The 14,596-nt window shown below is 36.2% G+C and carries 14 protein-coding genes; 10 read left to right on the forward strand and 4 right to left on the reverse strand.

Going from position 1 to position 14,596, the window contains the following annotated elements; genetic code table 11:
• Position 1 precedes the first annotated feature (1 nt).
• Positions 2-1,051 (forward strand): caspase family protein, encoded by a 1,050-nt coding sequence (locus OLM61_RS19135; RefSeq protein WP_264524185.1) that lies wholly within the window; start codon positions 2-4, stop codon positions 1,049-1,051.
• Entirely contained in the window at positions 1,038-2,441 is a 1,404-nt protein-coding gene (locus OLM61_RS19140) for a hypothetical protein (protein ID WP_264524186.1), read from the forward strand. The genes OLM61_RS19135 and OLM61_RS19140 overlap by 14 nt, the downstream gene beginning before the upstream one ends.
• An 88-nt stretch (positions 2,442-2,529) precedes the next feature.
• Here OLM61_RS19140 and OLM61_RS19145 read toward each other — a convergent pair whose 3' ends face one another.
• Positions 2,530-2,976, reverse strand: coding sequence for a hypothetical protein (locus OLM61_RS19145; RefSeq protein WP_264524187.1), 447 nt, complete (start codon positions 2,974-2,976; stop codon positions 2,530-2,532).
• A gap of 329 nt (positions 2,977-3,305) precedes the next feature.
• Between OLM61_RS19145 and OLM61_RS19150 the strand changes: the two genes are divergently transcribed.
• From OLM61_RS19150 to OLM61_RS19160, 3 genes are read left to right on the forward strand one after another with little or no spacing between them, the layout of a single operon-like run.
• Entirely contained in the window at positions 3,306-3,782 is a 477-nt protein-coding gene (locus tag OLM61_RS19150; RefSeq protein ID WP_264524188.1) for a hypothetical protein, read from the forward strand.
• 57 nt (positions 3,783-3,839) lie between these two features.
• On the forward strand, positions 3,840-4,262 hold the full coding sequence (locus tag OLM61_RS19155; protein ID WP_264524189.1) for a hypothetical protein: 423 nt from the start codon (positions 3,840-3,842) through the stop codon (positions 4,260-4,262).
• 52 nt (positions 4,263-4,314) lie between these two features.
• The gene (locus tag OLM61_RS19160; RefSeq protein WP_264524190.1) at positions 4,315-5,169 is read left to right on the forward strand and encodes a tetratricopeptide repeat protein; all 855 of its coding nucleotides are present in this window, start codon (positions 4,315-4,317) and stop codon (positions 5,167-5,169) included.
• A gap of 75 nt (positions 5,170-5,244) precedes the next feature.
• Here the strand turns inward: OLM61_RS19160 and OLM61_RS19165 are convergent, their stop codons facing one another.
• Positions 5,245-6,801, reverse strand: coding sequence for a peroxidase, FMP-type (locus OLM61_RS19165; protein WP_264524191.1), 1,557 nt, complete (start codon positions 6,799-6,801; stop codon positions 5,245-5,247).
• A gap of 577 nt (positions 6,802-7,378) precedes the next feature.
• On the opposite strand from OLM61_RS19165, the gene OLM61_RS19170 reads away from it, so the two are divergent.
• Positions 7,379-7,957 carry a class I SAM-dependent methyltransferase gene (locus tag OLM61_RS19170; protein ID WP_264524192.1) on the forward strand — a complete coding sequence of 193 codons (579 nt, stop codon included), beginning with the start codon at positions 7,379-7,381 and terminating at the stop codon, positions 7,955-7,957.
• An 86-nt stretch (positions 7,958-8,043) separates the two neighbouring features.
• Here OLM61_RS19170 and OLM61_RS19175 read toward each other — a convergent pair whose 3' ends face one another.
• Both OLM61_RS19175 and OLM61_RS19180 read right to left on the reverse strand, forming a co-directional pair.
• Positions 8,044-8,490: a hypothetical protein gene (locus OLM61_RS19175; RefSeq protein WP_264524193.1), complete on the reverse strand. Its 447-nt coding sequence runs from the start codon at positions 8,488-8,490 to the stop codon at positions 8,044-8,046.
• A 214-nt stretch (positions 8,491-8,704) separates the two neighbouring features.
• Positions 8,705-9,340: a hypothetical protein gene (locus OLM61_RS19180; protein WP_264524194.1), complete on the reverse strand. Its 636-nt coding sequence runs from the start codon at positions 9,338-9,340 to the stop codon at positions 8,705-8,707.
• Between the two features lie 639 nt (positions 9,341-9,979).
• Between OLM61_RS19180 and OLM61_RS19185 the strand changes: the two genes are divergently transcribed.
• The 4 genes from OLM61_RS19185 (at position 9,980) to OLM61_RS19200 (ending at position 14,588) form a co-directional block, all read left to right on the forward strand.
• A complete protein-coding gene (locus tag OLM61_RS19185; protein WP_264524195.1) occupies positions 9,980-10,765 on the forward strand; it encodes a hypothetical protein in 786 nt (261 codons plus the stop codon).
• A 148-nt stretch (positions 10,766-10,913) separates the two neighbouring features.
• The gene (locus tag OLM61_RS19190) at positions 10,914-11,597 is read left to right on the forward strand and encodes a response regulator transcription factor (protein WP_264524196.1); all 684 of its coding nucleotides are present in this window, start codon (positions 10,914-10,916) and stop codon (positions 11,595-11,597) included.
• Complete coding sequence (locus OLM61_RS19195; protein ID WP_264524197.1) at positions 11,594-12,961, forward strand: ATP-binding protein; 1,368 nt, start codon at positions 11,594-11,596, stop codon at positions 12,959-12,961. The genes OLM61_RS19190 and OLM61_RS19195 overlap by 4 nt, the downstream gene beginning before the upstream one ends.
• Before the next feature lie 454 nt (positions 12,962-13,415).
• Positions 13,416-14,588: an efflux RND transporter periplasmic adaptor subunit gene (locus tag OLM61_RS19200; protein WP_264524198.1), complete on the forward strand. Its 1,173-nt coding sequence runs from the start codon at positions 13,416-13,418 to the stop codon at positions 14,586-14,588.
• Positions 14,589-14,596 lie beyond the last annotated feature (8 nt).

Consider the following 14,596-nt stretch of genomic DNA (forward strand, 5'->3'; position numbering starts at 1 on the left):
TATGGATTATGCTATTGTAATAGGAATCGACCATTACGAGAAAAAACCATTGTCGGGTGCTGTAGCTGACGCGAAAGCTTTTGCCAATTGGCTGGAAACAAAAGGAGGTGTTAAAAAAGAAAACCTCAAACTCTTTGTTTCCAACAGCGCAGACCTGCTCGTTAGTGGTCCCGAAATTGACATTGCCATCAACGAAATGAATCGTGTTGCCAGACCGAAAAATGAAATAAACAGATTGTATTTTTATTTCTCCGGGCATGGTATAGGCGTCACTTTTGAGAATACGGCACTGTGCCTTCGTCTTTGGCCGTCACTAATCAACCATTGTATCTCGGGTATGGATTACCGCACCTGGTTTACCAATGCGGGAGCGTTTGATGAGATCCTAATTTTCTTTGATTGCTGCCGTGAACATGATACGCTAATTAAAGGGAATTCCCCTATGGGTCCCTGGAATCTTCCGGTGGGTAACCGGAATCCAAAAGTGCTCATTTGTAATTCTACCGCCTACGGCAAACTGAGTTATGAGGTGACTATTGATCCGGTAATAAACAATCCTTCAGACGGTGGAGCAGCGAACGACGAACAACCAAAAGAATCAGAGTCTGATAAAAAAAGAGGGGCTTTTACCACTTTCCTTATCGACAGTCTCAATGGTGATGCCGATAGTGATGCAACCGGGCAAATTACGGCAATGAATCTTACGAATCATATTCGGAACAATTTTAAAAGTCATGCCGAAAAATTCAAAAAAATACAGGATGCTTCAGCCGATTTCCTAAATGGCGGAGATCAGATTCTGATTTGCAAAGTTCCTGTGAGACTGCCAAAATACAATTGCGAAATTACCTTCGAACGAAACTCCAATGTGACCCTCTACGGTCCTAACCTCGAAGAAGTCTGGCACGGTGATGTTACCATAGGGCAGGTTTTGCAACTAAAAAGGCTGGCCAAAGGCTTCCATCAGTTAAAAGACAATACTGATACTGCAGCACCACCCAAAACTTTTATCAATTACTCTCCAAAAACAATCAGTTATGAACGATTCTGATCCTAAATATTCCATTCATATTTCTTTCAGACAACCTCTGGAAGGGCTGCAACTTGTACTTGTTGATGGCACACTGAACAAAATTGTAGAGGAAGAGACCCAAAAACTTGAACTTTCACTGCTAAAAGGAATCTACCAATTAAAAGCTTCTTTTATAGACTATTTTGAGGAATACTTTCTGACTGTAAGCCAGGATGAGCATTTCGTTTTGGATTACCATTACCCAATGACTTCTCCCAGTATGGAATTTGCAACAACGCATGAGTATTTTTCGAACCCTGCTGAAACGTGGAGTCGAAAATGTACATCAAGTGACAATAATAAGATTCCTAATTTCTTTTTCTTTGCTGCGGCCTATGACAGGGATTTTCCAAATAAAGAGCAAACCGTTATAGAGCTGCTGACGAGCTTTTCTCTATTTGATCCTAACGGTAAACTATATATTCGTTTCAGGGATAAAAACTCGTTTATCGATCCGGATGCTTCCGTACTGGTTTTTTCTGCCCGACTCAAAAAAGGGATGTATTTCCTTCAATATGAAAAAGAAAAGGAACGCAGAATTTTTCCCTTTTATATCTATGACCGGTTTCAAACCCAGTTTTTGCTGCGCTACAAACAAACTCCCGATTTTTCGAACAGTTTTTTCTACTATGACAATAAATTTGGATTTAACAGAACGGACGACAAATACTTGTTACTGGACAAAATTCAATATGTTTATAAAGACTACAGCAATTATAAACTGCTGACTCCTTCGGATCGCTCTGCTATAAAAGCCCATCCCTATCTGGTCGCCCTTTTGCATGTTCTTCATCTGGTTACGGAAAACGAACAGGACAGTTTAGAATTTGCCAATGTACCAATATTATACCTTCCCGACATTGCATTACTCACAGCCTTAAAAGACAGCAAGCAGCAGATCAATTCAGATCAATTACCAATCGTCTCGGCGATAATGGCCAAATGTATGGTAACTGCCGGAAAAAAAATGGAATTCAGACCCGGGTCTATAATGGATCGTGTGCTGGACAGTCTGAGTTTTGATATCTTCTGGAACAATTTTTCAGCGGTAGAAGACCTCTTAATTATGGAAAAACTGTACAATGAGCTGCTGGATAAATCAAAAATTTTCAGTAAAAATATCAAAAGAAAAGCGACACAAATCCTTGCGAATTCAATCGCACCCGAATTGCTAAAAGAGGAGCGTCTCAACACGCTATTGGGAAATAACCCCATTGACACGCCGGAAAGTGATCTCAAATTTATAGAAGCTATTAAGAGTGTAGGCGACGTATCGAAGATCTCCAATAAACTCAATCTCCCTCCTACAACTATTCTTCGCAACTATGAAAAGTATGATGATATCTACAAAAAAATGAATCTCAAATAATCTAAAGTAAAAAACTAATTTACCCCATAGAAACATAGGATGTTTTTTGAAAATACTCTATGTTTCTATGTTTTAAGATAACTCACAATCATACAGCTTTAATACCATTATAAATTGCGATAAAGAAAAAAATCACCCCCAATCCAAAAGAAAATTCGCTGAGAATTAAGAAGATTCTCGAAAACAGTAATGTTCGATGCAAACCCTTTTTTTGTTTACTCGCTTTAGCCGCATTTCCATTGTTCTGAGCGCGCAATAAACAAATATACCAACTCATTGCGTCTGTGGCAAAATACCTGTGACACAGACAAGCGCCTGAACAAATAACAAAAAATACTAAGGCTACAATAAATTCAGAGTAATCTAATTTAGGAGCTAATCCTTCATTTTTTATTTTCGCAACGAAAAGTGCACCAAACCCTGCAATGGCCAATAAAGAAAGCCGAAGCAACTCAGCGGTAAATTTGATATAATTTTCAGAAATTATAAAGTCAGCCTGATAATCTGCTTCGTCAACTGTGTAAGGTGTTGCCATGATATGTAACGGTTAATTGGTTAATGCCTTGCTATCAAGACTGGAATTCATAACTAAAAAAGCTCCTCAAATATACCAATCCTAAAAACATAAAAATCAAGTGTTTCTACTTGATTTTCGTAACCTAAAAAAATCAAGGAAATTATTTACTAATTACGGTTTTCCTTTTTATTCTTCCATATATATTCAATATTTTAGCATGAAACCCAAATCTAGTTTCATCGGATTTCAATAACGCAAAAATAAAAAGGCTTGCAGTTCTTTTTTCTTAAGAAATGATCCCTTAATCAATAAGAATTTAATCTTTATAATAAAAAACAATACAGTTTATGAACTTTTTAGTTATTTCAGGCGCACCCAAAACGGGTAAAACAACTTCAATCAATATTATTGCAGAATGGTTGACCACTGGTCTTACAGCGGATATAAACGGAAATCCATTTCCTTCTTTTTTGCCAAATTCTGAGGAAGAATACAATGACTTTTCTATTGTCATTCACCGACTTGGAAAAAAGATTATTATTCACTCTGCCACAGACGATAAAAAATGTATGAATGGTTTGATCAAAAAATTAAAACAGAATTCAGATGCCGATGTTGTTATAACCTCTTGCAGAGATATTGATTGGCAAAGAGATTATTTTACTGCTCGCATCAAACCTTTTGCGACTTTCTTTTTAGAGTCTCCTTTAGGTAAAATTCCCCGAAAAAATGAAGAGAGACTTGCTGCTGCTAAAAAGTGGCACAAAGAAACGTTACTTCTTCTACACCAACATATTCTATCAAATACCCCATATCATTTATAGTTTCTGCACTTGTCAAAACTGGTATAACCACTATATATAATTTAACATAAGACCCTTATGAAAATTGAAGAGCTTAGAATTGGAAGTATCGTAGTAAACAGTACTACTGATAAAATCATCAGAGTTAAAGGCATCTCCGATGATGGCTTTATAACCGTAAGAAAAGATGCATTGTCTGATGAAAATATCGATATTGAAAATATAATACCACTTTATATAAATGATCCTATGCTCGGACAAATCGTCGATCATAGGGTTATTACGAAAGCCCCCCGCAAAAAAAACATTTATTATTTCCCAAATCAAACAGCAACCTTTTTCCTTGTCAAACTTAAAGAATCTAATTTTGTAATTGGAATGATTGATGTGAAATTACCTGAAAAATATAGAAGACTTACAAAATCTTTCAGTGAATATCATAAGCTACAAAATGCACATAAAACAATTTTCGATACTGAACTTCCTTGGTTGAACATTTAAAAATTGAAAAAGCATATAATTGCTTCTAAGAAATTTAGCAAAAATAAAATCTATGACTAGTAAAATAATCGAACCGATAGTACAACAATATAATGAGAATAATTGGGAATTTATTTACCCTTCATCTATTGATAATGAAAAAATAAGTGATGAATTTTGGCATGCAGTAAAACTTTTAGACAATGATGATCAAATGGCCGAAAAGGTTTTTAAAAAACTGATTACAAAACATCCATACTATATCGATGCATACAATCACTTAAGTATATCTTTCAGAAATCAGGGGAAAAAGTTTGAAAGTTTCTTAACGGCTGAAAAATCATTTAATTTAGGTAAGAATTGTTTGCCAAAATCCTTCAATTTAAAAAAAGACAAGTTGCCTTGGTCTAATATAAATAATCGCCCTTTTTTAAGAGCTTGCCAATCTTTTGGATTAGAATGTCAATATCATCAAAATTATTCTCAAGCAATCGAAATATATAAACTTAATTTAGCTTTAAATGAAAATGATAACCAAGGAATTCGATATTTATTACTTGAAACATTATTTGCGGCAAAAGATTATAAACAAGCTCAACAATTACTAAATAAGTATTCTGATGATTTTTCAATAGAATTCAAATTTGGTTTAGTTGCGATAAGTATTCTGCAAGATAATTATAAACGAGCGGATAAATATTTAGAGGAAGCAATACAAACAAATAAGTTCTTTATAGAAGAAGTTATTAAAGACAGACATTTAAAGCCTTCCCCATTTAGAATTCCAGGTATGCCAAACTTCGATGCCGGTATTCCAGACCGTTCTATTCAGCAAGCATTCGAATACTGGGAAAGGAATAAACAATTATATAAGACAAATAAAATAATTGACTATATTAAAGCTAGACAAAAACTAACTCTCAAATAACTCATTTTATTCCCATTACAATCAATCTATTACAAAATAAAACAACAACCCGAGGTTGTTGTTTTATTTTCTTGTTTACTCTTTTTTATAAGGACATTCTGAAGCGGGCCCTGATGATGCCGATGATCCGGCTTTATAAGTACCCGGGAATTGTTCCTCGATTAAACGTTTTTGTTCAGGGGAAACATCTTCCATTTTACGAAGTGTATTCACTTGAATGTGCGGCCAGCTTGTGGTACCTCCGTCGTCTCCGAAATCAAATTCGAAAAATATAACCTGCTCGTATTGCAACTGAAGAATTTCTTTATCATTTTCAAAAATTGTTTCTAACCACATTCTCATGTTCATTTCGACCGTAGGAACAAAACGATTTACAAACGGAACATTTAATATCCCTCCTTGTGCTCCTGTTTTATTTTTGGACGACAATTCGAGCAATACATGGTTTCTTACGTCTTCACCTTTCAACGTATCACGAAGGCGTAAATCTGGCCGTACCGAATAAGGATATAAATGATGCGCTAATATTCGTTGAGTATAAATTTTATTCTCGCCTTCATCGTTTTTATCATCCAATGTCTCAAATACCCAAGGTGGTGGCGGTGCATCAAGATTTATAGGCTCATTGCTCGTATCTGCTCCTCCCATTGTTTGCGAAATAGCAAGATGTTTATAGTCCCAGGCCGCAAACCCTTCCGCGTACTTTGGAGCACCATTAATCAAATAACCTGATTTATTTGGCTTTAAATCTCCCAGCAATGTAATTGTACTTCCATGTGGAATTACGCCACTTCGGGAAATCGAGTAATCAGGTATAAAGTAAGGTCCGGTTTGGCCCGCTCCCGCTTTTAGTTCTTTAGAAGCGATAATCTCATAATACTTACGTCCGTTTAAGTTTTCGAGTGTTACATATTCTTTATTGCCCTGATCGTCCTTGATTAGAAAAAGGGTTTCGTCCTGATATCCGCTTTTGTATAAATCTTTGTGCGGGTTATTTGGCGATACTGCATGTACACCGCGGTCTTCTTTAATCGTTTTATCCGTTGCCGCATAATTAAAGATATCACTCAACCATAAATACATACCATTCTCTTCGTGAATTGGGGTATATAATAAAGAATCCTGCCCAGGTATGCTGTTTACACTTTTAATACTTTGCTCGTATTTTACTGCTCCACAAAACTGCTCATTTGCTCCTCCACGGTTGCGAACGCCTCCGGGTACCAGGTTAAAAGTCAGTTTTTCGATATATTCTTCACATTCAAAGCTGTATTTTCCCGGAATGGTTCCTGCACCTGTACCAGGCGAAGGCATGATGGTGGTATGAATACCGCTGCCTACTAATTTTTTCTGAGACTGGTTGTCATTGTTATTGTTGTAGCTTACCCAGGTGCCTTCTAATACTCTTAAAATACCGTAATCTACATTTTTTACAATGGTTTGAAGGTTCTCTTCATAAAAAGGTCGGATAGGATCTTCAATCAGAACTTTTTGATACTTGGACAGCAGCTTGTGTAATATTCCTTCTTCTTCCTGAAGAGCTTCAAATACCGCTTCATTTGCCTTTTGAGCAAAATCAGCCGTGAGCTGATTTAAATTTCCTCCTTCTTCGAGGTCTTTGCGTTTTAACATAATATTCTTTTTTTAGCGTTAATAAGTTGTGTATTCAAAAATCCGCCTCTCATTCTCCTTCCCGCTCAAAGCTTTTTATTCCTGTAAAAACCCTTTCAAACCCATCTTTTTTTTGATGCAAAATACGGGGCAATTTACTGTTCGATCAATACCAAATCATCCTGTTCAAAAGGTGTTCAGAGCGATTTCTAAGACTCTAAATCTTTATCAGTTAATTTCTTACAAGATTGTAAAGTAACCTAATTTATAGCGATTGAAGACAAGTAGTAATACCTGTTTTGTGGGTAAAAAACATAGAAATAATAGAACATCAATCTTATCGTAGTACTAGAAGAATTACTCTAGTAAAGGCAAAGGAATTACCCAATCCTTCCAAATGTAGCAGCTCTATAAATCAGATACTACAAATAAAGATTCTTTTATTACACTAACATTCAGTCAAATAAAAAGAACAGTAACTTTATTCGATTTCAGTTAGCTCTTATTAATTTGTTCGTTTATCGTTCATCTTTTTAAAGTATTTGACATTGGACTTTTATCAAAATAGAATCACCTTAAAAATCGAAAAAACATAAAAATGAAGTTAAATTTTAGTAAACGATTAGAAAAATTCAGGAAAAAATGTAGTTGGAATTATAAATATGCCATAGGCAAATGGGACTACATGAAAGATGAAAAAGAGAGATACGAAAAAATCATTGAATTTATCAAAGCCTCTACTATAAAACAACCCAAAATATTAGATCTGGGTTGCGGGTACGGAGCACTTAACTCCTATCTCAAGGAATCTGATTATTCAACAATACTGGGTGTTGATTTATCTTTCACTGCCATTAATAGAGCCAAAGCGCAAAATTTTACAAACTCCTCTTTTCAAGTTGCCGATCTTACCCAATTCAATACCAATGAACCCTACGACATCATTATCTTTAATGAAGTGCTCTATTATTTGGAAAACCCAAAAGATCTGGTGTCCAGATTTATTACGAATACGGATAGCGACTATCTTATTGTTTCTCTTTATAGTAATTCAATTAGTAATGATATTATAAGCCTGTTATGCAATCAATATGAATTAGTACAAAATGAACTCGTACTACAGTCAGACAAAATTTCCTGGCACCTTTATCTCTTCAAAGTAAAATCTAACCTGTGACTCAACTATTTCAAATAAAAAAACCTCCAAAATCAAATGACTTTGGAGGTTTTTATTTTTTTTTGTGGAATGAATCCCTATTTACACTAGTTAATGTCGTTAAACTCGTGTAATGATTTTAATGTGCTTTCGTAAAATAAAATTGCAGCAATTAAATTTCCTTTATCTGAGTAAGGCATCATTTTTCTTTGGAAATCTACAGTTGTATCCAAAAATGTTGTTGTTCCTTCGGCTTGACCGTCTAATACTTTTTTGTGTTCACTATCGTCCGGAATACCTAAGTCAGCCATTGTTACACCTGGTTTTGTAACCAAAGCGATGTACGGAAGTGTTTTTACTAAAACTTTAATACGCTCAATGTATAATTCCAAAAGTTCTCCTTTTTGCATACCACTCAATTCTTTTTGATCATGGTACTTGCGGATAATAGCTGTTGTACTGATTATACTTCTTGGAGCATTCTTCGCCTGTGCTGAAATAGCGCCAGTTGCAAGAAAGAAAAAGAAACTTACTAAAATAATACTATTTTTCATTTTGTTAATGTAATTGGTTGTTGAGGAAAACAAAAGTATACAATTTAACTTAAGCCGCAAGTTTAATGATTCCTTTTTTTTTAAAAATTTTAACAATTTGCATTATATCAATCTATAAGACAATTCTGAGGTGCTGTAAGCCCTGTTTTACTGGGGTAACGATCTGTTGTAATTTTGAAAAATGCTGAAATTTTACAGCAATTTGTCTCTCGTTTTATGATTTAATTACCCTAAAACGTCCCGGATACTTGATCCAGATACTTTTTTTATTGCCGTAATAGTCCATAAAATCTTCACAAACAAAAACGGCATGAGCCGTAGACCAGGCAACAACTCCGCAAAATTCACTTCCCGACTGTCGCTTTAACTTTTGAACTTGTTTGCCTTCTTTAAATCCTAAATATTTATAAATTGTAGGAGTGTGTACCGAACCATCTTCTAAATCCTCCAATGCTTCATCAAAAGTTGAGATCTTATCTATAATTTGCTTGTATTTTGCCATTACAGCATAAGTCAGTACGGCGTAATCTGTAATTTGTTCGCTCTCGCAATTGTCTTTGATATAAATAAAACCGGCTGATACTGTGGCTTTCGTTAGTTCATCCTCTTTGAGATAAAAGGATGCATTATTTTTTAAGGTAATTTTATGTGAATTGTCCGCCATCTTTTCATTTACAAACAAATTGTCCAGTCCGTAAACATTTAGAGAAGCTTTAATAAAGGCAATCGATGAACAATTGGTGCGCTCTCCCTGCTTAAAACTTTCGAATATTTTATCTGAACTTAGTTGTGAATAAGAATTTGGACTGGCAAATATTAAAAGTAAAAATAGTGAAGTAACAGCTTTCATTGTCTTAAAGTTTTATAATTGCTCCCCAATCCATTTTTGGGAATAAATTGATTCTACAAATCTATAAAAATCAACCCATAATTGTTTTTTACTTCTCACTTTTTATCAAAAAATGTTACGAATACACTAACTAAATCCTTTTGAAAGGGTTACGATTCTATTAGCCCAAAGCTTTCCCACTTTTGAAAAATACAAGAGACTAATTCCTTTTTATTTTGCACAATTTTATATCATTTTTTATGCAGACTAATTCTCCTAACTGCCCAATCGCATTTTTGCGTTGAAAGATTCTATCCCGCGGCTACTATTTCGTCTCCAAATTAGCCTTCCAAAGAAACCGTATAAATACCTGTTTTTTAATACGTTAAAAGCAGCAATACTTTTTTTAACTAATTTTACAGTATCGAAATTTAACTCCCTGATTGTCACCAAAAACAATGCTAGGCTTACACGCGGAAAATAAATTTTACGCCTCATAACAAAACGCATTTATTTAACCTTCACCTTACCCTTTTAAATGCCTTAGTCAAAAAACCGAACTACCTATTTGTTACCACGAATTGAATCCAACTGGTTGAATAGAAGCTTATACATTTTTGAAAAGTACACCAAATTAATTCCTAATTATAACAAACTATCATGGCAACAACAGTACCCGAAGACAAAAAGACCAATTACGAGAAACTATTTGCCAGCTGTATCATAAAAGCAGCTAAGTATCCTGAAATTGATGCACTTGTAGCAAAAATAGTAGACAATAAAACCAGGTATCAATCCGTAGGCAATCCCCTGAATATTCCCTGGTATATCATCGCAATTATACATTGTATGGAAGGAAGTTTGAGGTTCGACAGGCACCTGCACAACGGTGATCCGCTTACCAATCGTACCGTTCAGGTTCCTGCAGGACGCCCGAAAGTAGGAAAACCACCCTTTACCTGGGAAGTAAGTGCAAATGATGCTTTGATTTACGACAAACTAAACACATGGACCGATTGGAGCATTTCCGGAATTCTCTACAGACTTGAATTGTTTAACGGATTGGGATATTACAAACAAGGAATTAATTCGCCTTACTTATGGAGTTACTCCAACCATTATACCAAAGGCAAGTATGTTCAGGATGGTAAGTATGATCCAAACGCCGTTTCTAAACAATGTGGCGCTGCCGTTTTGTTGCGACGTATGATGGAGCAGCATTTGATTACCCTGCCCAATCCACACATCGTGGAACGCATACTACTTCAGGGAAACAAAACAAGCTATTTCTCCGGAACGGCTACCGCCGAAGCTACCGAACTGCAAAAACTTCTTAATAGCGCCGGAAGCGTCTTAAGAGTTGATGGCAAAGCAGGAGAAAGAACCTCGACCGAGTATTTTAAATATAGTAAAACCTATCTAAAAGGAGATCCCAGAAAGGTTTAATGCCTACAGTCATCGGCCGTAAAATACTCAAACTCTCAAGCAAGACAAACGGCAAACTTTGGGTTTGCCGTACCAATACTTAAGCTTCGTCTTTAATTAATACCTAATTTTTTTCCCATTCTACATTCAATCGTATAACTTTGTAGAGATGAAAATTTTAGTAGTAGAAGACGACCAAAGAGTGGCTGAGTTGATTCAGCGCGGACTTACTGAACACGGATTTTTCCCAACAGTGGCTTATGACGGTCTCTCTGCGAAAAAACTGGTGTTACATAACCCTTTCGATCTGGTTATTACCGATATCATCCTGCCTAAAATGGACGGACTTGATTTGTGTAAAGAGATTCGTTTGATCAAACCTGATCTTCCTATCATAATGTTAACCGCTTTGGGCTCGACAGATGATAAAGTGGAAGGTTTTGATGCGGGAGCCGATGACTACCTCACAAAGCCTTTTGAAATGAGGGAATTATTAGTTCGTATCAGAGCTTTGTTAAAAAGAAGCGGTAGCAATTCCATTCATACCACTGGCTTTATTTTGAAGTATGATGAACTTGAAATGAACCTTCAAACCAAAAGTATCCGAAGAAATGAAACTGAAATTAGCCTTACTCCAAAAGAATTTAAACTTTTAGAGTATATGCTCCAAAACCCCGAGCGGGTGCTTTCGCGCGTAGAAATAGCCGAAAAAGTGTGGGACACTCATTTTGATACCGGTACCAATTTTATTGATGTCTATATCAACTATCTGAGAAAAAAAATTGACAGGGATTATGATAAAAAACTCATTCATACAAAATCGGGGATGGGATTTATTTTGAAAACAGAATGAAAACAAGAACCCGGCTAACCCTATTGTTTACCCTTGTCACGGCCACTATTTTATTAGTGTTTGCTGCTATTATTCTAATTTCTGCAAAAGAAAACAGAGAAAAAGAATTCTATGCTTTGTTAAAGAAAGAGGCCGTCACCAAAGCCAATTTATTTTTGAATGCTGAAGTCGACAGTAAAACACTACAAGACATTTACAAAAACAACAGAGCCACCTTAAACGAGGTTGAAGTTGCCATTTATACCCCTGCTTTCCACCTACTCTATCACGATGCTGTTGATATTGATGTGGTGAAAGAAACCAAGTCGATGATTAATGAAATTGCCCGTAAAGGCGAAATAAAATTTTATCAAAAAGAATGGCAGGTTATAGGCATGACCTATCGATTTCAGGGAAAAGAGTACATTATCACGGCCGCAGCATATGACGGATTTGGCTACATCAAATTCTACAACCTCCTTGAAACCTGTATCCTTGTTTTTATCTTATCGATTCTGCTGCTGTACGTTGCCGGACGTTTTTTTTCAAAAAAAGCATTTGAACCTATTGTTAAAATGACGAACAAAGCCAAAACCATTTCGGCTACAAATCTTGATCTGCGTCTGGACACTTCGAAAAACAAAGATGAAATTACCGAACTGGCTACCACGTTCAATAAAATGCTGAACCGTCTCGAAAGTTCCTTCGACTCTCAGAAACAATTTGTTTCAAACATCTCGCACGAGCTTCGAACACCACTTTCAGCAATTATTGCCGAATTAGAGCTCTCAGGTCATAAAGAACGCAATACGGAAGAATATAAAATAGTCATTCAAAACACTTTACAGGATGCCAAAAAACTAGCCAAACTTTCGAACAGTTTGCTCGATCTTGCGAAAGCCAATTACGATCCTTCGGAAATTGCTTTTAAACAGCTTCGTATTGATGAAGTACTGTTAGATGCCCGCCAACAAGTTCAAAAGTCAAATCCGGACTATAACATTAGCATCCACTTTGAGAACGATTTTGAAGAGGACAGTCAGATCTCCATCTATGGAAACGAGTATCTTCTAAAAGTTGCTTTTGCCAATTTATTTGAAAATGGCTGTAAATTTTCTGCCGATCAGCAAAGCATGGTTTCCATTTCCTTTCTCAGCAATACAATAGAACTTCGTTTTTCGGACAATGGGATTGGTATTTTACCCGAAGAACTGGAGTCTATTTTTACTCCATTTTACAGAGGTTCCAATAAAACTCACGCCGATGGAAATGGTATTGGTCTTTCCTTAACAAAGAAGATCATTCTGCTCCACAAAGGGGTTATCACCGTTACCTCCCAAAAAAATCAGGGAACAACTTTTACCGTAACCTTCAACTTACAATAGCATTCTTTCAATGCTAGACCTTCTGTTATTCAGAGTCGAACTGCTGTCATAAAAAAGTATGACAAGCCAGGTTATACCATTACGCAAAACCACTCTATTTCAACACCTTAAACACTTACGATTCATTCTTAACTTAAAGAAGTGTCAGCTTGTTTTTTCTTCCTATACGTACTCCAAACAGCGGTACATTCTCTTTATTTTACCGGGTTATTTTCTAAAACCCAAAAGCGGTTTTGCCCCATTTTCTAATAGAATTCTAATTTTTTTCTAAAAGGTCTCTAATGGCTCTTTCGGGATTGCCAGTCTAATTTTGCGCCAGATTTAAGGATCATGATTTGTTGTTGTGACACACGATGTGTTACCCTACCAATACTACTGTTCCCAAATTTTCTGCGGTAATGCTTTATCCATAGCGAACCGCAAAATTTAATTAATGCGTAAAAATCAAAATGACATGACATTAAAGACTACAAAACTTTTCAGACTTCAACGATCAAAAACCTGCCCTCGAAATCCCGAATGTAAAAACCTTCTACTTGTTATAATGACAGCTTCAATGCTGTTAGCCTGCCAGAACAAAACCGAAAAAAAAGAGGTTGAAAGCTTTTCTTTAAAGGGAGATACGATCCTCGTTCCGCAAAAATCAAATATTGCCGTCAAACTAAAATTAGAAACCGTTAAAACCGAGCCGTATCAATTCGAATTACAAACTGCCGGAACTGTCAAAGCAATTCCGAATTCGTATGCCGAAATTGCTCCTCCTTTTTCCGGAAGAGTTACCAAAGTACATGCAAGACTAGGAATGAAAACACTGCCGGGAACCCCTTTATTTGAAATGGTTTCTCCCGATTTTACAGCCGCTCAGAAAAACTTCTTTCAGGCTAAATCGGCTTATCAGGTTGCTGGTCTTTCGTTAAAACGTCAAAAAGATCTGAAAACGCATGGTGTTGGTTCACAGAAAGATCTCGAAGAAGCCGAAACCAATTTCGAAATCAATGAAAAAGAATACCAAAATGCGATGGCCAGCCTTAAAGTTTTTGGAATAAACACCAACAAACTGGTTTTCGGTCAGCCCTTAGTGATCACCTCACCCATAGCCGGAGAAGTGATAACCAATGAACTGGTATTGGGACAGTATTTAAAAGAAGATGCCGGGCCAAAAGCAAAGGTTGCCGATCTCAAAAATGTATGGGTTGCGGGGCAGATTAAGGAAAAAGACATTCATTTTTTGCAAGAACTACAAGGGGCCGAAATCAGTTCCGGCGCTTATCCGAACACGAAAATTTCGGGTAAAATCTATCATGTCGACGAAATAATAGATGAGGATACCCGAAGCGTACAGGTATTAATAGCCTGTAACAACACCGATCATATCCTTAAACCGGGAATGTTTGTCTCTGTAAAATTTACAGACAAGCCCGTAAATACCTTGTTCATACCCGCCAAGGCAGTATTGCAAGTCAATGACAGAAGCTTTGTCTTCGTCCAATCAGAGCCGGGCAAATATGTCCGTCGTTACATCGAGACCGGAATATCACAAAATGGAAAAATAGCCGTGTTCTCCGGATTAAAAACAAATGAAACAATTATCAGTGAAGGAGCTTTTTATATCCTTGAAGCGAAATAAATGACTTT

The sequence above is a fragment of the Flavobacterium sp. N502536 genome (genome assembly GCF_025947345.1).
Taxonomy (GTDB): domain Bacteria; phylum Bacteroidota; class Bacteroidia; order Flavobacteriales; family Flavobacteriaceae; genus Flavobacterium.

Bases quoted from the DNA above. Each gene is read 5' to 3' on its own strand.
- OLM61_RS19170 (WP_264524192.1), top strand. From the start codon at position 7,379: ATGAAGTTAAATTTTAGTAAACGATTAGAAAAATTCAGGAAAAAATGT.
- OLM61_RS19190 (WP_264524196.1), top strand. From the start codon at position 10,914: ATGAAAATTTTAGTAGTAGAAGACGACCAAAGAGTGGCTGAGTTGATT.
- OLM61_RS19160 (WP_264524190.1), top strand. From the start codon at position 4,315: ATGACTAGTAAAATAATCGAACCGATAGTACAACAATATAATGAGAAT.
- OLM61_RS19185 (WP_264524195.1), top strand. From the start codon at position 9,980: ATGGCAACAACAGTACCCGAAGACAAAAAGACCAATTACGAGAAACTA.
- OLM61_RS19150 (WP_264524188.1), top strand. From the start codon at position 3,306: ATGAACTTTTTAGTTATTTCAGGCGCACCCAAAACGGGTAAAACAACT.
- OLM61_RS19135 (WP_264524185.1), top strand. From the start codon at position 2: ATGGATTATGCTATTGTAATAGGAATCGACCATTACGAGAAAAAACCA.
- OLM61_RS19175 (WP_264524193.1), bottom strand. From the start codon at position 8,490: ATGAAAAATAGTATTATTTTAGTAAGTTTCTTTTTCTTTCTTGCAACT.
- OLM61_RS19180 (WP_264524194.1), bottom strand. From the start codon at position 9,340: ATGAAAGCTGTTACTTCACTATTTTTACTTTTAATATTTGCCAGTCCA.
- OLM61_RS19195 (WP_264524197.1), top strand. From the start codon at position 11,594: ATGAAAACAAGAACCCGGCTAACCCTATTGTTTACCCTTGTCACGGCC.
- OLM61_RS19145 (WP_264524187.1), bottom strand. From the start codon at position 2,976: ATGGCAACACCTTACACAGTTGACGAAGCAGATTATCAGGCTGACTTT.
- OLM61_RS19155 (WP_264524189.1), top strand. From the start codon at position 3,840: ATGAAAATTGAAGAGCTTAGAATTGGAAGTATCGTAGTAAACAGTACT.
- OLM61_RS19140 (WP_264524186.1), top strand. From the start codon at position 1,038: ATGAACGATTCTGATCCTAAATATTCCATTCATATTTCTTTCAGACAA.
- OLM61_RS19165 (WP_264524191.1), bottom strand. From the start codon at position 6,801: ATGTTAAAACGCAAAGACCTCGAAGAAGGAGGAAATTTAAATCAGCTC.
- OLM61_RS19200 (WP_264524198.1), top strand. From the start codon at position 13,416: ATGACATTAAAGACTACAAAACTTTTCAGACTTCAACGATCAAAAACC.